Origin of the sequence: Paraburkholderia pallida, from assembly GCF_004524855.1 — a bacterium.
GTDB lineage: Bacteria > Pseudomonadota > Gammaproteobacteria > Burkholderiales > Burkholderiaceae > Paraburkholderia > Paraburkholderia oxyphila.
In genome coordinates this window covers 83996-103028 of record NZ_CP038148.1, presented here as the reverse complement: position 1 = coordinate 103028, position 19033 = coordinate 83996, and the positions used below count along the sequence as shown (strand labels likewise).

At 65.4% G+C, this 19033-nt stretch carries 17 protein-coding genes; 8 read left to right on the top strand and 9 right to left on the bottom strand.

From position 1 onward, the window contains the following. Nucleotides 1–142: 142 nt before the first annotated feature. Complete coding sequence (locus E1956_RS00400) at nucleotides 143–1102, top strand: hydrogen peroxide-inducible genes activator (RefSeq protein WP_028216130.1); 960 nt, start codon at nucleotides 143–145, stop codon at nucleotides 1100–1102. Nucleotides 1103–1163: 61 nt separating this feature from the next. On the opposite strand, the gene E1956_RS00395 is transcribed toward E1956_RS00400, so the two are convergent. Then, on the bottom strand, nucleotides 1164–1955 hold the full coding sequence (locus E1956_RS00395; RefSeq protein ID WP_134746435.1) for a hypothetical protein: 792 nt from the start codon (nucleotides 1953–1955) through the stop codon (nucleotides 1164–1166). Nucleotides 1956–2249: 294 nt separating this feature from the next. Here E1956_RS00395 and E1956_RS47355 point away from each other — a divergent pair, with 294 nt between their 5' ends. The 5 genes from E1956_RS47355 to ubiA all read left to right on the top strand — a co-directional run bounded on the left by E1956_RS47355 (nucleotide 2250) and on the right by ubiA (nucleotide 5881). Then, nucleotides 2250–2375 (top strand): hypothetical protein, encoded by a 126-nt coding sequence (locus E1956_RS47355; protein WP_256377752.1) that lies wholly within the window; start codon nucleotides 2250–2252, stop codon nucleotides 2373–2375. An 84-nt stretch (nucleotides 2376–2459) separates the two neighbouring features. Then, nucleotides 2460–3917 carry a catalase gene (locus E1956_RS00390; protein WP_134746433.1) on the top strand — a complete coding sequence of 486 codons (1458 nt, stop codon included), beginning with the start codon at nucleotides 2460–2462 and terminating at the stop codon, nucleotides 3915–3917. Nucleotides 3918–3992: 75 nt separating this feature from the next. Next, nucleotides 3993–4169 (top strand): hypothetical protein, encoded by a 177-nt coding sequence (locus E1956_RS46000; protein ID WP_167759944.1) that lies wholly within the window; start codon nucleotides 3993–3995, stop codon nucleotides 4167–4169. Between the two features lie 78 nt (nucleotides 4170–4247). Continuing rightward, nucleotides 4248–4736, top strand: coding sequence for a Dps family protein (locus tag E1956_RS00385; RefSeq protein WP_134746431.1), 489 nt, complete (start codon nucleotides 4248–4250; stop codon nucleotides 4734–4736). Nucleotides 4737–5017: 281 nt separating this feature from the next. Then, the gene (gene ubiA, locus E1956_RS00380) at nucleotides 5018–5881 is read left to right on the top strand and encodes a 4-hydroxybenzoate octaprenyltransferase (protein WP_134746428.1); all 864 of its coding nucleotides are present in this window, start codon (nucleotides 5018–5020) and stop codon (nucleotides 5879–5881) included. Nucleotides 5882–6124: 243 nt separating this feature from the next. Here the strand turns inward: ubiA and proC are convergent, their stop codons facing one another. The 6 genes from proC to E1956_RS00350 form a co-directional block, all read right to left on the bottom strand. Further along, on the bottom strand, nucleotides 6125–6940 hold the full coding sequence (gene proC / locus E1956_RS00375; RefSeq protein WP_134746426.1) for a pyrroline-5-carboxylate reductase: 816 nt from the start codon (nucleotides 6938–6940) through the stop codon (nucleotides 6125–6127). 22 nt (nucleotides 6941–6962) lie between these two features. Further along, nucleotides 6963–7661 carry a YggS family pyridoxal phosphate-dependent enzyme gene (locus E1956_RS00370; RefSeq protein WP_134746424.1) on the bottom strand — a complete coding sequence of 233 codons (699 nt, stop codon included), beginning with the start codon at nucleotides 7659–7661 and terminating at the stop codon, nucleotides 6963–6965. A 215-nt stretch (nucleotides 7662–7876) separates the two neighbouring features. Further along, nucleotides 7877–9106: a glycolate oxidase subunit GlcF gene (glcF, locus tag E1956_RS00365; protein WP_134746422.1), complete on the bottom strand. Its 1230-nt coding sequence runs from the start codon at nucleotides 9104–9106 to the stop codon at nucleotides 7877–7879. An 18-nt stretch (nucleotides 9107–9124) separates the two neighbouring features. Next, the gene (gene glcE / locus E1956_RS00360) at nucleotides 9125–10213 is read right to left on the bottom strand and encodes a glycolate oxidase subunit GlcE (RefSeq protein WP_134750224.1); all 1089 of its coding nucleotides are present in this window, start codon (nucleotides 10211–10213) and stop codon (nucleotides 9125–9127) included. 347 nt (nucleotides 10214–10560) lie between these two features. After that, complete coding sequence (locus E1956_RS00355) at nucleotides 10561–12066, bottom strand: FAD-linked oxidase C-terminal domain-containing protein (RefSeq protein ID WP_134746420.1); 1506 nt, start codon at nucleotides 12064–12066, stop codon at nucleotides 10561–10563. A 123-nt stretch (nucleotides 12067–12189) separates the two neighbouring features. Further along, a complete protein-coding gene (locus tag E1956_RS00350) occupies nucleotides 12190–13614 on the bottom strand; it encodes an FAD-binding oxidoreductase (protein ID WP_134746417.1) in 1425 nt (474 codons plus the stop codon). 253 nt (nucleotides 13615–13867) lie between these two features. Between E1956_RS00350 and E1956_RS00345 the strand changes: the two genes are divergently transcribed. Both E1956_RS00345 and hmpA read left to right on the top strand, forming a co-directional pair. Then, the gene (locus E1956_RS00345; RefSeq protein ID WP_134746415.1) at nucleotides 13868–14473 is read left to right on the top strand and encodes a cob(I)yrinic acid a,c-diamide adenosyltransferase; all 606 of its coding nucleotides are present in this window, start codon (nucleotides 13868–13870) and stop codon (nucleotides 14471–14473) included. Nucleotides 14474–14639: 166 nt separating this feature from the next. After that, the gene (gene hmpA / locus E1956_RS00340; protein ID WP_134746413.1) at nucleotides 14640–15845 is read left to right on the top strand and encodes an NO-inducible flavohemoprotein; all 1206 of its coding nucleotides are present in this window, start codon (nucleotides 14640–14642) and stop codon (nucleotides 15843–15845) included. A gap of 170 nt (nucleotides 15846–16015) precedes the next feature. Here the strand turns inward: hmpA and aroG are convergent, their stop codons facing one another. Beyond that, a complete protein-coding gene (gene aroG / locus E1956_RS00335) occupies nucleotides 16016–17089 on the bottom strand; it encodes a 3-deoxy-7-phosphoheptulonate synthase AroG (RefSeq protein ID WP_134746411.1) in 1074 nt (357 codons plus the stop codon). Nucleotides 17090–17507: 418 nt separating this feature from the next. Further along, complete coding sequence (tldD, locus tag E1956_RS00330; RefSeq protein ID WP_133196289.1) at nucleotides 17508–18974, bottom strand: metalloprotease TldD; 1467 nt, start codon at nucleotides 18972–18974, stop codon at nucleotides 17508–17510. Between the last annotated feature and the right edge of the window lie 59 nt (nucleotides 18975–19033).

Sequence of the window (19033 nt, the reverse complement as noted above, 5' to 3'; positions counted from 1 at the left end):
GCGCGGAACCTGCGCGCCGCTATACCGTCAGACCCTGTATATGATCCCGCCCCGCATAGGGGCGTTGATTATTGGCGAATCGCCGCCATAGGTGTATAAGTACAAACTATTGATTCACCCTTTTTGATTGGTCCCCAATGAAATGACGCTCACTGAATTGAAATACATCGTTGCGGTTGCCCGCGAGCGCCACTTCGGCCGGGCCGCCGAGGCGTGCTTCGTGAGCCAGCCGACCCTCTCGGTCGCGATCAAGAAGCTCGAAGACGAGCTGAATGTGCAGATTTTCGAGCGCGGCACGAGTGAAGTCAGCGTGACCCCCATCGGCGAGCAGATCGTGACGCAGGCGCAGCGCGTACTCGAGCAGACGCTCGCGATCAAGGAAATCGCCAAGCAGGGCAAGGACCCGCTCGTCGGGCCCCTGCGGCTGGGCGTGATCTACACGATCGGGCCGTATCTGCTGCCCACGCTCGTCAAGCAGATGATCAAGCGCGTTCCGCAGATGCCGCTGATGCTGCAGGAGAACTACACGCTCAAGCTGATCGAGCTGCTCAAGCAGGGCGAGATCGACGTGGCGATCATGGCGCTGCCGTTTCCTGAAACCGGGCTCACGCTGCGCGCGCTATACGACGAGCCGTTCGTGGTCGCGCTGCCTTCCGGCCACGCGTGGGAGCAGCGCGAGAAGATCGACCCGGACGACCTCAAGCAGGAAACCATGCTGCTGCTGGGCAGCGGCCATTGCTTCCGCGATCACGTGCTGGGCGTGTGCCCCGAGCTGATGCGCTTCTCGCAGAACGCCGACGGCATTCAGAAGACGTTCGAAGGCTCGTCGCTGGAAACGATCCGCCACATGGTGGCGAGCGGCGTGGGCATTACGGTGCTGCCGCGCATGTCCGTGACGGAAGTGAAGCCGCATGCGGGCGGCGTGGACTCGGGCCTGCTCTCGTATGTGCCGTTCGACGAGCCGGTGCCGGACCGCCGCGTTGTGCTCGCGTGGCGCAAGAGCTTCACGCGCATGCCGGCGATCGAGGCCATCGTCGATGCGATTCACGCTTGTGAGCTGCCGGGTGTGAAGAAGGTCGAAGTGCCTGCCGAGGTGGCTTGAGGGGTGCGTTGTTCGGGCTGCACGAGTGAGGCGGGGCTTGCGTCCGGCCTCACTCATGGGCTTACTGGGCGTAGCCGGTCATCGTGTAGTTGTTGAATGGAACGGGGCCACTCGAATTGCCCTTCACTGAGTCCGGGAAAAAGTAATACGTCTTTCCAGCAACGATTGGCAGCATCATTGATGTTCCGGATGTGTAGGCAGCGCTGAAATCTGTCAGAGATTCAGTCTCCAGCAGTTGCGCGTTACCGTCGCCGGCGGTGAGCGCTACGCCGACCTGCGACGCCCCCGCAGGGACATTGAAAGTAAAGTAGACCCTGTTCGCTGGTCCGCTCAGCCCGGACATGGGCTCACCTATATTGAGCGGAATGACCTGGTTGGGCTGCGGACCAGCAAAGGTGTTCAGCGTGACATTGCTATACGACGATTGCGTGCCGACCATGATGTAGATCGTCTTCGTCGCGGTGAGCGGTGCGAACGCCCACTGGCAAGTGCGACTGTTCACGCAAATCATGTCGCTATTGCTGGACCCGAAATTTGGATCGGAACTGAGCGTGACGGCCGGGCTGCCGGTTCCTCCCGCCGCTTCGATCTTGACGGCGGTCGTGCCCACGGGCAGCGTCAGCGCAAAACGTGGTGCGGTCTCGCCTGCCGAGAGTGACAGATTCGAGGCGGATTGGCCGGGCTGTATCGTTGTGGGAAATGGGCTGTAGGCGCTCTTCGCCGTTGCTTTCGCGACGGCATCTAATGCATCTGATCCACCACCACAAGCGGTCACGACGAGCGATCCGCAAAGTGCGGCCGCTAGCGCTATGACACGTACGCTGGAAAATGAGCGTTGTTCGGCGTATTTCATCAATACTCCTTATTAAATATTATTGACTCTCAGGTTCATTTCGCCTGTCAGGCGAACCCTTTGCCGATCGGAGTTGTAAAAAACTTTCGACCCCAGATTGACCTTTTCGAAGGTATGGGTGGTGCTGCCCACGTGTCAATCAGAAGGTCGATGAAGGACGCGCCAGGACAAAGAAGCGTATGACCCCAATAAGTCTCGCCTATTTGATAGATTAAAATAATCAAATTACTTGACTCAATAGTGCTTGATACAGTCTCTCCAACCGATGCACCCCAAGATCAACTGGAGAAAGCGATGCAAACCAACGTTCCGAACACCGCCACCGCCACCACCACCAGCACCACCGCTCCAGCGCGAGTCGCTACGGGCCTGCGCACGGTCGCGTTTTCGTTGCTCGTCGACCGGGCGTTGTCCGCCTGAAGCCACCCGCTGGCGCGCTCGCCAGCGTCCCTGCACCGAACGCCGCTTCGCCGCACCGATCACCGCTCTTATCAGGAGTCCAGAATGACCGACCGTACCCTTACCTCCGCAGCAGGCGCACCCGTCGTCGACAACCAGAACTCGCTGACCGCTGGCCCGCGCGGCCCGGTCATGTTGCAGGACGTGTGGCTCATCGAAAAGCTCGCGCACTTCGACCGCGAAGTGATTCCTGAGCGCCGCGTGCACGCGAAGGGCTCGGGTGCGTTCGGCACGCTCAAGGTCACGCACGACATCTCGCGCTACACGAAGGCCAAGGTGTTCAGCGAAGTCGGCAAGGAAACGCCGCTCTTTATGCGCTTCTCGACGGTTGCCGGCGAGCGTGGCGCCGCCGACGCCGAGCGTGACGTGCGTGGCTTCTCGATCAAGTTCTACACGGAAGAGGGGAACTGGGACGTCGTCGGCAACAACACGCCGGTGTTCTTCATCCGCGATCCGCTCAAATTCCCGGACTTCATCCACACGCAAAAACGCGACCCGCGCACGAACCTGCGCAACAACGTCGCGGCGTGGGACTTCTGGGCGCGCCATCCGGAGTCGCTGCATCAGGTCACGATCCTGATGAGCGATCGCGGCATTCCGAAAAACTATCGGCAGCAGCACGGCTTCGGCTCGCACACGTTTTCGTTCATCAACGCGAATAACGAGCGCTTTTACGTGAAGTTCCACTTCAAATCGGCGCAGGGCGTGGAGAACTACACGGATGCCGAAGCGGCGCAGGTGGTCGCGCAGGACCGCGAATCGGCGCAACGCGATCTCTACAGCGAGATCGAGAAGCGCAACTTCCCCAAGTGGCATTTCCGCATTCAGGTGATGCCCGAGGCCGATGCCGCGAAGGTGCCGTACAACCCGTTCGACATCACGAAGGTGTGGCCGCACAAGGACTACCCGCTGATCGACGTGGGCACGATCGAGCTGAACCGCAATCCGGAGAACTATTTCGCGGATGTCGAGCAGGCCGCCTTCACGCCTGCGAACGTGGTGCCGGGCATCGGCTTCTCGCCGGACCGGCTGCTGCAGGGGCGTCTGTTCTCGTACGGCGATACGCAGCGCTATCGGCTCGGCGTCAACCATCACCAGATTCCGGTGAATGCGCCGCGCTGTCCGTTCCACTCGTTCCACCGTGACGGCGCGCTGCGTACCGACGGCAACCTCGGCGGCACCGTGAACTACGAGCCGAGCCGCACGGGCGACTTTGCGCAGCGTCCGCAGGCTGGTGAGCCGGCGCTCGCAGCGGGTGCGGTCGATCACTACGATCACCGCGAGGACGACGATTACTACAGCCAGCCGGGCGCGCTGTTTCGCCTGTTCGATGCGGGTCAGCGCGAGCGACTCTTCGCGAATATCGCGCGCGCCATCGCGGGCGTGCCCGACGAGATCGTACAACGGCAGATCGAGCATTTCCGCCGTGCCGATCCGGCCTACGGGCAAGGCGTGAGCGCGGCGATTGCGGCGCTCGCCGAGGCGCAGAAAGCGGCGAAATAAGCGGGAAAGGAGCGGCGGCGTGTGGCTTCGGGCCACAGCCGCTGCCTGCGGGCAGGGCGACACAGGAGCACGATCATGACCAGGACGATGACGATGACACTCAAGACCGTAGGCGCGGGCCGCGCGGCCGCCATGGCGCGCACGCGCGCCGAGGGTACGCACGTGGTGCGCCGCATGGTGGGCTTCGCGATCGTGGCGAGCGGCTTCGTAGCGCTCGCTACGCAGGGGCTCGCACACCTGATGGGCCACTGAGCCTGAACGGCGGCGCGCGCCGCATCGACGCGACCGCAATGAAAGACCGCTAGTCTCTTTGCCAAAAAAGGAGTTCGCATGGACAGGAAATCGGTTGTGCAGCACGTGAACATCGGCATCAGCGACCCGGAGCGCAAGCAGATCGCGGAAGGGCTCTCGCGCCTGCTCGCGGACACCTACACGCTGTATCTGAAGACACACAACTTCCACTGGAACGTCACGGGGCCGATGTTCAACACGCTCCATCTGATGTTCGAGACGCAGTACAACGAGCTGGCTCTGGCCGTGGACGCGATTGCCGAGCGGATCCGCGCGCTGGGCGTGCACGCGCCGGGCACCTACAAGGATTTCGCGAAGCTCTCGTCGATTCCGGAAGCCGATGGCGTGCCGGCCGCCGAGGACATGATTCGCCAGCTCGTGGAAGGTCAGGAAGCCGTCGTGCGCACCGCGCGTGCGATCTTTCCGTCGACGGAGGCCGCCAATGACGAGCCGACCGCCGACCTGCTCACGCAGCGCATGCAGACGCACGAGAAGACGGCGTGGATGCTGCGCTCGATGCTGGCGTGATCCCTGGCCCGCTTGCGCAGGACGTGGCTACGCGCCCTCGGGTTCTCGCATCGGCGTAGTGACTGAAGTGCAAAGCCCGCTGGCAAGTCAGCGGGCTTTTTTCTGGTGGCGTGGCGCGTTTCATGGCGGGCTCGTTGTGCCAACTGATCGTGCCAACCGGTCGCGCCCGTCCATCACGCCCGCCGATCGTGCCCGAATTTCCGACCACGACGATGATGGTCAGGCGGCGAAGCATCTCGGCTCTCGCCTACAATAGCGGCATCGTTTTTCCAACTCCCATCATGTTCGCCCGACTCCCGCTCTATCTGCGGCTCGTCCGCATGGACAAGCCGATCGGCAGCCTGCTGCTGCTCTGGCCGACGCTCAACGCGCTGTGGATCGCCTCGAATGGCCGCCCGCCGCTGTCCTTGCTCGTGATCTTCACGGTGGGCACGGTGCTCATGCGCTCGGCGGGCTGCGCGATCAACGACTACGCCGACCGCGACTTCGACCGCCATGTGAAGCGCACGGCCGAGCGCCCCATCACCTCGGGCCGCATCCGCGCCTGGGAGGCGGTGGCGATTGCGGTGGGGCTCGCGTTCGTCTCGTTCCTGCTGATCCTGCCGCTCAATGCGCTCACCAAGCAGCTTTCGGTGGTGGCGCTGTTCGTGGCGGGCTCGTATCCGTTCACGAAGCGCTTTTTCGCGATTCCTCAGGCGTATCTGGGCATCGCGTTCGGCTTCGGCATTCCGATGGCGTTCGCCGCCGTTCAGGACCATGTGCCAATGCTCGCGTGGATCATGCTGTTGGCGAACGTGTTCTGGTCGGTGGCCTACGACACCGAATACGCGATGGTCGACCGCGACGACGACATCAAGATCGGCATCCGCACGTCGGCGCTCACATTCGGCCGCTTCGACGTGCTGGCGATCATGCTCTGCTATGCGCTCACGCTCGGCATCTACGTCTGGGTCGGCCTGGCGCTGCACTTTGGCGTGCTGTACTGGCTGGGCTGGGCGGCGGCGGTGGGTTGCGCGATCTACCACTACACGCTCATCAAGGACCGCGAGCGCATGCCGTGCTTCGCGGCGTTCCGCCACAACAACTGGCTGGGCGGTGCGCTCTTCGTCGGGATTGCGGCGCACTACGCCATCGCGGGGATGTAAGCGATCCGGCTTTGCGCGGAACAGCCGTAAAAAAAGCGCCTCCAGGCGCTTTTTTTTACGTGCGCGACGCGGCAACGCGGGTCGCACAACCATTGATCGCGGCTGGCCCGGCACGACCGTACCGAACCGGGCCAAGCCTGACCTGACCGGGACGAATCTGGCCATCCCTGATCCGGCCGAGCCGAATGTGGCCCGACATGCCCGGCCGGCCCTGCCCGACGGGGCCTACCCCGCCGGATCAAATCACTGCTTGCCGAACTCCTCGCCCATCTCTTTCGCACGCGCATCCGCGGCCAGCGCGCCGCGCACGATCGCGTCCTTGATGCCCGATGCGTCGAACGAAGCGAGCGCCGCGGCGGTGGTGCCGCCCTTGGACGTCACGCGTTCGCGCAGCACCGCGGGCGGCTCGTCGGATTGCAGCGCAAGCTGCGCCGCGCCCGTGAAGGTGGCGATGGCGAGCGCGCGGCCTTGCTGCTCGTCCATGCCGAGCTGGCGGGCGGCCTCTTCGAGGGCCTCGATGAAATAGAACACGTAGGCCGGGCCGCTGCCCGAGATGGCCGTGACGGCGTCGATCTTGCTTTCGTCGTCGAACCAGACCGTTTGGCTGACCGCGCCGAGCACGTTCGACGCCAGTTCGCGGCCCGACCCGTCCACGCCGCCGCCGGCGCACAGGCCCGTCGCGCCCATGCCGATCAACGCGGGTGTGTTGGGCATCGTGCGCACGATGCGCGCGTGGCCGTCGAGCCAGCGCGAGAGGTCTTCGATGCGGATGCCCGCCATGATGCTGATCACGACCTGATGCGCGCCCAGATGCGGGGCGATCGATTCCGCCACCGCCTTGGCGATCTGCGGCTTCACGGCAAGCAGGACCGCGTCGTATTCGGCGAGCGCGCTATCGGCGGTCGCACCGGTGCGGATGCCGAACTGATCCGCACTGCGCTTGCGTGCGTCTTCGTTGGGGTCGATCGCGTAGAGATCGCCGGCGCTCACGCCCTTGCGGATCAAGCCGCCGATGATTGCAGCGGCCATGTTGCCGCCGCCGATGAAGGCAATTTTCATGGTGTTGGAGTGCGTCAGGGAATCAGTGAGAGTAATCGCGTGCACCGAAGATGGCGGTGCCGACGCGCACGATGGTCGCGCCTTCGAGCACGGCGGCTTCGAGGTCCGCCGACATGCCCATCGAGAGCGTGTCGAGCGCGAGGCCATCGGCGCGCAGGGCGTCGAAGAGCTCGCGCAACAGCCGGTGCGGCGCGCGCTGCGCGTCGAGCGTCGCTTCGGGCTCGGGAATCGACATCAGCCCGCGCAAACGCAGGTTGGGCAACGCGGCGACGGCGTGCGCGACCTGCGCGGCTTCCTGCGGTGCCACGCCGCTCTTGGTCGCCTCGCCGCTCACGTTCACCTGCAGGCAGACGTTCAGCGGCGCCATGCCGGCCGGGCGCTGCTCGGAGAGGCGCTGCGCGATCTTGAGACGGTCGACGGAATGCACCCAGTCGAAGCGTTCCGCCACGGGGCGCGTCTTGTTCGATTGCAGCGGTCCGATGAAATGCCATTCGAGGCTCGCGCGCAAATCAGCGAGCGTCTCGATCTTGTCCACGGCTTCCTGCACGTAGTTTTCGCCGAAGGCCCGCTGGCCCGCTGCGTGTGCGGTGCGCACGTCTTGCGCCGGAAAGGTCTTCGATACCGCGAGCAGCGCGACGGATTCCGGCGCGCGGCCCGCATTGCGTGCGGCGGCGGCGATGCGCTGGCGGACGGCTTCGAGATTGTGAGCGAAATCGGTCATCGGCATGGAGGTCGGCCGGGGCGTTGCTGCGCTCGCGCGCGTGCCGCGGCCGTAGTGGCGAACTTGAAGCGAACGAGGGCCATTATACGGACTATGCGGACCGCGCCAGGCGCCCAAAAGCCGGTTTGCGGTCCGCCGAAAGCCCTATGCCGAATGGCCGACTGTTGGCGAAAGCGGCGATTCGCTACGCTGGTTCGTCATCGAAACCCTCAGGCTCAGTTGGCCGCCAGCATATGTTCCACGAGTTCGATCCAGTGCGTGACCGGAATCGTCGTGCCGCTCTGCAGGTGCGCGATGCAGCCGATGTTCGCCGAAACGATCAGTTGTGGCTCCAGCGCCTTGAGTCGCTCGACCTTCTGGTTGCGCAGCGTGTAGGACAGGCGCGGCTGCGTGATCGAATAAGTCCCGGCGGAGCCGCAGCACAGGTGGCTGTCGACGGGCAGGCGCACGTCCAGCCCCAGCGCGGCGAGCACCTTCTCCACGCCGCCATGCAGTTGCTGGCCGTGCTGCAGCGTGCAGGGCGGGTGATACGCCACGCTGTGAATGCCGCGCCGGCGCGTGGCCGCTACGAGCTGGTCCTGGAACGCGGGCAGGATCTCCGAAAGATCGCGCGTGAGATCGGCAATGCGTCGCGCCTTGTCCGCGTAGGCCGGATCGTTGCGCAGCAGGTGCGCGTATTCCTTGACCGTCGCGCCGCAACCGGAGGCGTTCATGACGATCGCTTCCACGCCTTGCTCGACGTAGGGCCACCAGGCGTCGATGTTCGCGCGCACGTCGTGCAGGGCATCGTCCACGTAGCCGAGGTGCAGGCGGATCGCGCCGCAGCAGCCGGCCTGCGGCGCCACCACGGTCTCGATGCCAAGCGCGTCGAGCACGCGCGCCGTGGCTGTGTTGATGTTCGGCATCATCGAAGGCTGCACGCAACCCGCGAGCATGAGCATCTTGCGCGAATGCCTTGCCGTGGGCCATGCGAGCGGGCGCTGGCGCACCGGCACCTTGTCGCGCACGCGCCGCGGCAGCAGGGCGCGCACTTGCTGGGCCACGCGCATGACCGGCGAAAACAGCATGCGGTGCGGCAGGAAGCCCGCGAGGAAGCGGCGCGTGAGGCGCTGGCGCAACGGGCGCGGCACCATCTGCTCGGCGTGCTTGCGGCCCACTTCCACGAGCCGGCCATATTGCACGCCGGAAGGGCAGGTGGTTTCGCAACTGCGGCAGGTGAGGCAGCGGTCCAGGTGCGTGAGCGTGCTCTTCGTGACAGGCGCGCCTTCCACCATCTGTTTCATCAGATAGATGCGCCCGCGGGGGCCGTCCAGCTCGTCGCCGAGCAACTGGTAGGTCGGGCAGGTCGCGGTACAGAAGCCGCAGTGCACGCACTTGCGCAGGATCGCGTCGGCTTCGTCGCCGTCGGGAGTGTTGCGAATGAAGTCCGCGAGGTTCGTCTGCATCGCCGCGTGAAGGTCTCGTCAGAAGTCGGAATAGAGGCGCCCGCGATTGAAGACGCGGGCCGGATCGAACGCGGCCTTCAGGCCGCGGTGGATCTTCATGAGGGGCGCGGGCAGGGGCGTGAACACCCCGGCACTGCGGTCGTAGTCGCGGCCCGTGCGGAACATCGTGGCATGGCCGCCGGCTTGCTTCGCGCTGATGCGCACGGTTTGCGCGTCGGTTTCGGTGATCCACCAGCGTTGCGCGCCGCCCCATTCCATCAGCTGCGCGCCCGGCAATTGCAACGGCTCGGCAATCGAGGGCAGCGCGAGACGCCACAGTGCGGCGCCGGGCGTGATCGAGCCGAAGAATGGGTCGGTCTGCTCGCGCAGTCCCGCCCAGAAGCGTTCCGCCTCCACGGCGTCCACGACTTCGCCGCCAAGCGAGGCACGCGCAGCCTTCACGCCTGCCTCGGCGCCCGCGAGCCGCACGGCGAGCGTGCCGTTGCGCCAGGCGCTGGCCGTCATCGGCAATGGCCGGCCGCCCCATTCGTTGAGCTTGCGCACGGCGTCCGTGCCGTTCATATCGAACTTGAGCGTGGTCTCCGCCTGCGCCACGGGCAGCACCTTCACCGAAAGCTCGAGAATGAGGCCGAGCGTGCCGAGCGAACCCGCCATCAGGCGCGAGACATCGTATCCGGCCACGTTCTTCACGACCTGGCCGCCAAAGTGCAGCACTTCGCCATGGCCGTTCATGAGCACCGCGCCCAGTACGAAGTCGCGGGCGGCACCCGCGCTCGCGCGGCGCGGCCCGGCAATGCCGGCGGCGATGCAGCCGCCGAACGTGGCCTGGGGTCCGAAGTGGGGCGGCTCGAAGGGCAGCATCTGGCCATGCGACGCGAGCGCGTGCTCGATCTCGAGCAGCGGCGTGCCGGCTCGCGCCGTGATGACGAGCTCGGCAGGGTCGTAGGAAACGATGCCCCGGTGCGCGCGCGTGTCGAGCACCTCGCCTTCGAGCGTCTGGCCATACCAGTCTTTCGTGCCGCCGCCGCGTATCCGCAGCGTGCGCCCGTCTGCGGTCGCCGCGCGGATGCGCTCGGACCAGACCGCGACGATGTCTTCCTCTTCCATGATTTCCATGGCGCGTTTGTCGTTGTGGTTCGTTCGATTGTACTGACGCGTCCCACTCTGGCAACCCGGGGCAGGCCCGCATGGTGGCAGGGCGCAAACGGGGGGGCCGCCGATGGCGACCGGCGAGGGCGCGCAGGGGGTTGTGCAACCGGGCGAAGCTGGGTGTGATGCCGGGAATGGCATGCAAAACGCAAGATTTCGCGCGATACACGCCAGATGATTACGCAAAACGCATGCACTGTGCACAACGAAGGGCACCTGCATTGGCATTAGCACGGTCTATGCGTTTTGCGATCCAGTTGGCGCACCGCTTCGCGCGGTGCGCCAGCGCGGTCCAGGAGCGGGGTTTAAAAGCGCGGCAGATCCGGATGCGGCAGCAGGTTCCCGCGCACGTGCATCTTGCCGTATTCGGCACAGCGCGCACGCGTGGGGATGCCCTTGTCGGGGTTCAGCAGGCCGGCCGGGTCGAAGGCATGCTTCACCGCGTGAAAAGCATCGCGCTCCTCGCGCGAGAACTGCACGCACATCGAGTTGATCTTCTCGATGCCCACGCCGTGCTCGCCCGTGACCGTGCCGCCCAGCTCCACGCAGGTTTCGAGGATGTCCGAGCCGAACGCCTCGGCGCGGTGCCACTCGTCGAGATCGTTGCCGTTGAAGAGGATGAGCGGGTGCATGTTGCCGTCGCCGGCATGGAACACGTTGATGCAGCGCAGCCCGTATTGCGCTTCCATTTCGTGGATGCGCGCGAGCAGCGGCCCGATCGCACGGCGCGGCACGGTGCCGTCCATGCAGTAATAGTCGGGAGAAATGCGGCCCGCGGCCGGAAACGCGTTCTTGCGGCCAGACCAGAACCGCAGGCGCTCTTCCTCGGTGCGCGAGATCTGGATGCGCGTGGCGCCATGCTCGCGCAGCACGACGGTCATGCGCGCGACTTCCTCGGCGACTTCCTCGGGGGTGCCATCGGATTCGCACAACAGGATCGCGGCAGCATCCAGGTCGTAGCCCGCGTTGACGAACTCTTCCACCGCACGCGTGGCGGGCTTGTCCATCATTTCGAGGCCCGCGGGAATGATGCCCGCAGCGACGATCCCCGCCACCGCGTCGCCGCCTTTCACGACGTCGTCGAAGCTCGCCATGATCACCTGCGCCGTCTGCGGGCGCGGAATCAGCTTGACCGTGACCTCGGTGACGATAGCGAACATGCCCTCGCTGCCGATCATCACCGCGAGCAGATCGAGGCCCGGCGCGTCGGGGCCGAGCGAGCCGAACTCCACGATCTCGGCGTCCATTGTCACCGCGCGCACGCGCAGCACGTTATGCACGGTGAGGCCGTATTTGAGGCAATGCACGCCGCCCGAATTCTCGGAGACGTTGCCGCCGATCGTGCAAGCGATCTGCGACGACGGGTCGGGCGCGTAGTAGAGGCCGTAAGGCGCGGCTGCATCGGACACCGCGAGATTGCGCACGCCGGGCTGCACGGTGGCCGTGCGCGCGTACGGATCGACTTCGAGGATGCGCTTGAAGCGCGCGAGCGAGAGCACGATGCCATGGCGGATCGGCATCGCGCCGCCGGACAGACCCGTGCCCGCGCCACGCGGCACGATGGGCACGTCGAGGCGCCGGCAGATCTGCACGATGCGCTGCACCTGCGACTCCGTCTCCGGCAGCGCGACGGCAAGCGGCAGCCGCCGGTATGCGGCGAGCCCGTCGCATTCATAGGCGACCGTGTCTTCTTCCCGATGCAGCAGGCAGTGCGCGGGCAGCACCGCCATCAACGCCTGAACGACTTCGCGCTGCCGTTGCGCGAGGACTTCCGGCGTCAGCTCCGGCAAATTCGCCTCCGGTGCGTTCATCTCTCCTCCGGTCCCATGCATGATGATTGTGGCCCGATCGTTGTCCGTCCGGGCCGTTGTTGCCGTTGTTGCTTCTATGGCGCTCCCGCTTCGAGCGGGGCGCTCGAACCCACACGTCCCCGGCTACGCCGCCCAACTGAAGATCTTGCCGGGGTTCATCAGATTGTGCGGATCGAGTGCGTGCTTGATGGCGCGCATGGTGTCGACCGTGTCGGCGCCGTGCTCTTCCACGAGGAAGTCCATCTTGTGCAACCCCACGCCATGCTCGCCCGTGCAGGTGCCGTCCATGCGGATCGCGCGCTGCACGATGCGGTGGTTCAGGCGTTCGGCCTCCTCGATCTCCTCGGGCTTGTCCGGATCGATCAGGATCGCGACATGGAAGTTGCCGTCGCCCACGTGGCCCACGATCGGGCACGGCAGCGGCGAGGCCTTGAGATCGGCCTCGGTCTCCAGCACGCATTCGGCAAGGCGCGAGATCGGCACGCAGACGTCCGTCGTCACGGCGCGGCAGCCGGGCCTGAGCTGCAACATGGCGAAGTAGGCGCTGTGCCGCGCGTTCCACAGGCGGTTGCGGTCTTCGGGGCGCGTCGCCCATTCGAAGCCTTCGCCGCCGTTTTGCGCGGCAAGCTCCTGCACCAGCTGCGCCTGTTCCGCCACGCCCGCTTCGGTGCCATGGAACTCGAAGAACAGCGTGTGCTTCTCGCGCAGCGTCAGGTTCGAATGGCGATTGATCGCGCGCACCGCGAGCGAATCGATGAATTCCACGCGCGCGATCGGCACGCCCATCTGGATCGTCTCGATGACCGTGCGCACGGCCTCGGCCATCGAAGGAAACGCGCAGACTGCGGCGGACACCGCTTCAGGCTGCGGGTAGAGCCGCACCGTGATTTCGGTGATCACGCCGAGCGTACCCTCGGAGCCCACGAACAGGCGCGTCAGGTCGTATCCCGCCGATGATTTGCGCGCGCGCGTGCCGGTCTTGATGACGCGGCCGTCCGCGAGCACGGCGGTGAGGCCGAGCACGTTCTCGCGCATCGTGCCGTAGCGCACGGCGTTGGTGCCGGAGGCGCGCGTCGCCGACATGCCGCCGATGCTCGCATCCGCGCCCGGGTCGATGGGGAAGAAGAGACCGGTGTCGCGCAGCGCTTCATTGAGCGCCTTGCGCGAGATGCCGGGCTCGACGGTGACGGTGAGATCTTCGGCGTTGATCGCGAGCACGCGGTTCATCTGCGAGAGGTCGATCGAGACGCCGCCCTGTACCGCGAGCAGATGGCCTTCGAGCGACGAGCCGTTGCCATAGGGGATGATCGGCACGCCATATTGCGCGCACAGTCTCACGATGGACTGGACCTCTTCGGTGTTTTGCGCGAAGACGACGGCGTCGGGCAACTGCGGATCGAAGCGCGATTCGTCGCGGCCATGATGCGCGCGCACGGCTTCGGTGGTGGACACGCGTTCGCCGAACGCGCTGCGCAGCTGGTCGAGGAGATCGGCGGGGAACGGACGGCGGGGAGCGGACGTAGCGGCCGGCGGCGCGGGATGATTCACGCGGGTGTCTCCTTCGTTTGAACGTGATATTCAGCGCGTTTCATTTTACGCTCAACGTTCGTGGGCGCGTTTCGCCGGCTGCGGCGGAGCGGGAGCGGGCAAGGGCCGGCCGGGTTCGGCTTGTGCGTAGCAGGCCGAGCTGCATGAAACCGCCGTACGGGACATTCAGGGCGAAATCTATAATCCCCGCCGGCGTTCCCGCACGAGACAATGACGATCCAACCTGTTTGCTATACGTACGGAGAGACATACCATGGGCAACCGCCTGAGCAAGATCGCCACGCGCACGGGCGACGACGGCACGACGGGCCTCGGCGACGGCAGCCGCGTGCGCAAGGACGACACGCGCATTGCCGCGATCGGTGAAGTCGACGAACTGAATTCGCACATCGGCGTGCTGCTGTGCGAGCCGCTGCCCGACGACGTGCGCGCCGCGCTCACGGCGATTCAGCATGACTTGTTCGACCTGGGCGGCGAGCTGTGCATGCCGGGCCACACCATCGTCACGGACGCTCATCTCGCGCGTCTGGACGGCTGGCTCGCCGAGTACAACGCCACGCTGCCGCCGCTCAAGGAGTTTATCCTGCCCGGCGGCTCGCGCGCGGCGGCGCTCGCGCATGTCTGCCGCACCGTGTGCCGGCGCGCGGAGCGCGTGATCGTCGCGCTCGGTGCAGAGCAGGGCGCGAATGCGTCATCGGCACCGCTCGCGCAAACGCCGCGCCGCTATGTGAACCGGCTCTCCGACCTGATGTTCGTGCTCGCCCGCGTGCTCAATCGGGCGGAAGGTGGCGCCGACGTGCTTTGGCGCCACGACCGCGGTGCTGCAAATGGCCAGCCCGAAGCCGGCTCCAGCGAATAAAGGGACCGAAGCGAAGCGGGAGAGGAGCGGCTGCCCTGTAAAACCGGACCGCCGGTGCCGCTCCCACCGCGCAATCCGCACAATGCTGGGGTGCGACAAAATGCCTGGGTCGGCTCGTCTCTTTAAACATGTATTGTGTATGCATGTTTAACAAGGAGAAGCCGCAATGACTGCGCTCACCGCCGACCAGATTGCCCGCGTCAAAGCCACCGCGCCCGTTTTCGCCGAACACGGCGCCACCATCACGAAGCACTTCTACAAGCGCATGTTCAACGCGCATCCGGAACTGAAGAACCTCTTCAACCAGACGCACCAGCAAAGTGGCAGCCAGCCCGAAACGCTCGCACGCGCCGTCTACGCTTACGCGGCGAACATCGACAATCTCGGCGCACTCGGCGGCGCGGTCTCGCACATCGCGAACAAGCACGCGAGCCTGAACATCCGTCCGGAGCACTATCCGATCGTCGGCCGTCATTTGCTGGGCGCGGTGGTGGACGTGCTCGGCGACGCCGTCGATCAGCCCACGCTCGACGCCTGGGCGGTGGCTTACGAGCAGCTCGCGAACATCATGATCGGCACCGAGGCGAAGCTCTATGAAGCGGCGCCGTGGAGCGGCTTCCGGCCGTTCAAGGTGGTGCGCAAGCACGTCGAAAGCGATGAGATCACATCGTTCTACCTCGCGCCCGCCGACGGCGCGCCGGCCGGCGGCTTCGAGCCGGGCCAGTACGTGAGCGTGACGCGCTACGTCGAGAAACTCGGCGTCGACCAGCCGCGCCAGTACAGCCTCTCCGACGCACCGCACGGCCGCTGGCTGCGCATCTCGGTCAAGCGCGAAGACGGCCGCGGCGAAGTGGAGCCGGGCCACGTCTCGAACCTGATGCATGACGGCGTGGAAGAAGGCGCGATCGTGCACGTGAGCGCGCCGATGGGCGAATTCAAGCTCGATCGCAAGAAGACCACGCCGGTAGTGCTGCTGAGTGGTGGTGTGGGCATCACGCCGATGGCGTCGATGCTCGCCACGCTGCTGGCCGAGCGCAGCGAGCGCAAGGTGACTTTCGTGCACGCTTGCCGCAACCGTAGCGTGCATGCGTTCGGCGAGTGGATGCGCCGCAGCGCTTCCGGGCATCCGAACGTGAAACTCGCGGTGTTCTACGAAGAGGTGGGCGCAGCAGACCGCGTGGGCGTCGACTACGACTTCGAAGGCCGCGTCGAGCTCGAGCGCATCGCCGCCGACGCGATCCTGCCGGATGCCGACTACTACGTCTGCGGCCCGGTCGCGTTCATGCGCGCGCAGCGCGATGCGCTGGTGGCTCGCGGTGTCGATTCCGCGCGCATCCACACGGAGATCTTCGGTTCGGGCATGCTCGACTGAAGCCGCGTTGCGTTTGCGTCGGAGGTTGCGTCCGGCGCCGACGAAAAAAGCCCGGCAAGCTATGCCGGGCGAGCTGGAGAATACGATTCGTCGGGTTCAGTGGATCGAAGCAACGCCCCGATTCTCACCGGGGCGTTTTTCGTCGCCGAACGAAAAAAGCGAAAAACCGCTCAGTTGCCGCTGCCGCGCGCGACGCGGCGCTGCTTGACCGCCTCGGCGAGCCCTTCGAGCACGCCCACGCTCTCATCCCAGCCGATGCACGCATCGGTGATGCTCTGGCCGTAGGTCAGCTCGCAGCCTTCCTTGAGGTCCTGGCGGCCCGCCACGAGGTGCGACTCCACCATCACGCCGATGATGCGCTCGTCGCCCGCCGCAACCTGGCGGCCGATGTCGGCGCACACGGGAATCTGGTTTTCGTGCTTCTTCGAGCTGTTCGCGTGGCTCGCGTCGATCATCAGGCGCGCCGCGAGACCCGCCTTGCCGATGTCGCTGCACGCGGCGTCCACGCTTTGCGCGTCGTAGTTCGGCGTCTTGCCGCCGCGCAGGATCACGTGGCAGTCCTCGTTGCCGGCCGTCGAGACGATGGCCGAATGGCCGCCCTTCGTCACCGAGAGGAAATGGTGCGGCTGCGAGGCGGCCTTGATCGCGTCCACGGCGATCTTCACGTTGCCGTCCGTGCCGTTCTTGAAGCCGACCGGGCACGAGAGGCCCGAGGCCAGCTCGCGGTGCACCTGCGACTCGGTCGTGCGCGCGCCGATCGCGCCCCACGAAACGAGGTCGGCGATGTACTGCGGGCTGATCATGTCGAGGTACTCGGTGCCCGCCGGCAGGCCGAGCTCGTTGATCGAGACGAGCAGCTCGCGCGCGGTGCGCAGGCCGTCGTTGATCTTGAAGCTGTTGTCCATGTACGGGTCGTTGATGAGGCCCTTCCAGCCCACCGTCGTGCGCGGCTTTTCGAAGTACACGCGCATCACGATCTCGAGCTCGTTCTTGAAGCGTTCGCGCTGCGCCACGAGCCTGTTCGCGTATTCGAGCGCGGCCTTGGTGTCGTGAATCGAGCATGGGCCGACGATGACGATCAAGCGGTCGTCCATGCCGTGCAGGATGCGGTGCAGCGCGCGGCGCGACTCGAAGATCAGCGTCGAGGCGGCTTCCGAGCACGGGAACTCGCGGATCAGGTGTGCGGGCGGCGTGAGTTCCTTGAGTTCGCGAATGCGGACATCGTCGGTGTTGTGCGGGGGCATGGTCGTTTCTCCTGATCCTGTGTGTAGCGTGCGTCTCTCAGACGGTGCTTCAAAAATCGGTTAGATGAAAGTGAGGCTCGTATGGGGTAAGGACGAAAAAAAACCGCCAGACTTTGCTGGCGGTTTCTCGTATATTCGGGTTCCTGCGCGTACTGTCAACCCTCTCGATCCGCCAGCGGTCTGAGATACCAAAAGAAGTAAAAGTAAAACTTCGTGGCGAACATGGCGGGTTGCGTGTCGAAACGTTCGTACGTCGAAAAGGGTGACTGCCTTTATAACCCGAGCTTCTCGTGGCTGGCAAGCGGGGTTTGGCAAAAACGCGGGTTATCCGCGAGTAATGAGTATTCGATGCGGAATCTTCGCGCGGCGGTGCGGGTTTTCCGCATCACCGCGCACGAAATCTGCAATCAGACGGTCCTCAAACCGTGCCGCCCACCGTCATGCGGTCGATGCGCAGCGTCGGCTGGCCCACGCCCACCGGCACGCTCTGGCCCTCCTTGCCGCACACGCCCACGCCCGAGTCGAGGCGCATGTCGTTGCCGATCATGCTCACGTACTTGAGCGATTCCGGGCCGCTGCCGATCAGCGTCGCGCCCTTCACGGGGTAGGTGATCTTGCCGTCCTCGATCATGTAGGCCTCGGAGGCCGAAAACACGAACTTGCCGTTGGTGATGTCGACCTGGCCGCCGCCGAAGTTCACGGCATACAGCCCGTTCTTCACCGAAGCGATGATCTCCTGCGGATCCTTGTCGCCGTTGAGCATGTAGGTGTTGGTCATGCGCGGCATCGGCAGCGCGGCGTACGACTCGCGGCGCGCATTGCCGGTCACGGGCATCTTCATGAGACGCGCGTTCAGAGAGTCCTGGATGTAGCCCTTGAGGATGCCGTCCTCGATCAGCGTCGTGCACTGCGTGGGGTTGCCTTCGTCGTCGATGTTGAGCGAGCCGCGGCGGTTGGGCAGCGTGCCATCGTCGACGACCGTGACGCCCTTGGCGGCCACGCGCTGGCCGATCTGGCCCGCGAACGCCGACGAACCCTTGCGGTTGAAGTCGCCCTCGAGCCCATGGCCGATGGCCTCGTGCAGCAGCACGCCGGGCCAGCCCGGGCCGAGCACGACGGACATCGCGCCGGCCGGGGCCGGACGCGCTTCGAGGTTGACGAGCGCCGCGTGCACGGCGTCGTCGACGTACTTCGAGAGCACGTCGTCGGTGAAGTAGGCGTAGTCGAAGCGTCCGCCGCCGCCGCCGTTGCCGATCTCGCGGCGGCCGTTCTGCTCGGCGATCACGGTGACCGAAACGCGCACGAGCGGGCGGATGTCGGCGGCGAGCGCGCCGTCACTGCGCGCGACCAGCACCACGTCGTATTCGCCCGCGAGCGCGGCCATCACCTGGGTGATGCGCGGGTCGCGGCTGCGCGCCATCTGCTCGATGCGCTCGAGCAGCTTGACCTTCTCGGTGGCGTCGAGCGAGGAAAGCGGGTCGGAAGGCAGATAGAGGTCGCGGCCCGCGATGCCCTTGAGCGAGGTGGCCACCTTGATCTTCTGCTTGCCGCCGCCGGCCTGCGCGATCGAGCGCGTGGCGATGGCCGCCTGCCGGATCGCCTCGGGCGAGAGGTCGTCGGAGTAGGCAAAGGCGGTGCGCTCGCCGGACACGGCGCGCACGCCGACGCCCTGGTCGATGCTGAAGCTGCCCGACTTGACGATACCTTCCTCGAGGCTCCAGGCCTCGCTGCGCGTGGTCTGGAAGTAGAGGTCGGCGTAGTCGACGCGGTGCGTGAAGATCTCGCCGAGCGTGCGCGTGAGCACTGCCTCGTCGAGGCCGTAGGGCGTGAGGAGCAAGTCCTTCGCGGTCGCCAGATTGCGGATGCCGGGTTCGATGATGTTCATGCGCTCAGTAAGCTTGGTAAGCAATCTCGGTAAGCAGTGTCTGCCGGAATAGATTCGGG

Bases quoted from the DNA above. Each gene is read 5' to 3' on its own strand.
- E1956_RS00385 (WP_134746431.1), top strand. From the start codon at position 4,248: ATGGACAGGAAATCGGTTGTGCAGCACGTGAACATCGGCATCAGCGAC.
- tldD (WP_133196289.1), bottom strand. From the start codon at position 18,974: ATGAACATCATCGAACCCGGCATCCGCAATCTGGCGACCGCGAAGGAC.
- E1956_RS00355 (WP_134746420.1), bottom strand. From the start codon at position 12,066: ATGAACGCACCGGAGGCGAATTTGCCGGAGCTGACGCCGGAAGTCCTC.
- E1956_RS46000 (WP_167759944.1), top strand. From the start codon at position 3,993: ATGACCAGGACGATGACGATGACACTCAAGACCGTAGGCGCGGGCCGC.
- ubiA (WP_134746428.1), top strand. From the start codon at position 5,018: ATGTTCGCCCGACTCCCGCTCTATCTGCGGCTCGTCCGCATGGACAAG.
- glcE (WP_134750224.1), bottom strand. From the start codon at position 10,213: ATGGAAGAGGAAGACATCGTCGCGGTCTGGTCCGAGCGCATCCGCGCG.
- E1956_RS47355 (WP_256377752.1), top strand. From the start codon at position 2,250: ATGCAAACCAACGTTCCGAACACCGCCACCGCCACCACCACCAGCACC.
- hmpA (WP_134746413.1), top strand. From the start codon at position 14,640: ATGACTGCGCTCACCGCCGACCAGATTGCCCGCGTCAAAGCCACCGCG.
- aroG (WP_134746411.1), bottom strand. From the start codon at position 17,089: ATGCCCCCGCACAACACCGACGATGTCCGCATTCGCGAACTCAAGGAA.
- E1956_RS00370 (WP_134746424.1), bottom strand. From the start codon at position 7,661: ATGACCGATTTCGCTCACAATCTCGAAGCCGTCCGCCAGCGCATCGCC.
- E1956_RS00390 (WP_134746433.1), top strand. From the start codon at position 2,460: ATGACCGACCGTACCCTTACCTCCGCAGCAGGCGCACCCGTCGTCGAC.
- proC (WP_134746426.1), bottom strand. From the start codon at position 6,940: ATGAAAATTGCCTTCATCGGCGGCGGCAACATGGCCGCTGCAATCATC.
- E1956_RS00345 (WP_134746415.1), top strand. From the start codon at position 13,868: ATGGGCAACCGCCTGAGCAAGATCGCCACGCGCACGGGCGACGACGGC.
- E1956_RS00395 (WP_134746435.1), bottom strand. From the start codon at position 1,955: ATGAAATACGCCGAACAACGCTCATTTTCCAGCGTACGTGTCATAGCG.
- E1956_RS00400 (WP_028216130.1), top strand. From the start codon at position 143: ATGACGCTCACTGAATTGAAATACATCGTTGCGGTTGCCCGCGAGCGC.
- glcF (WP_134746422.1), bottom strand. From the start codon at position 9,106: ATGCAGACGAACCTCGCGGACTTCATTCGCAACACTCCCGACGGCGAC.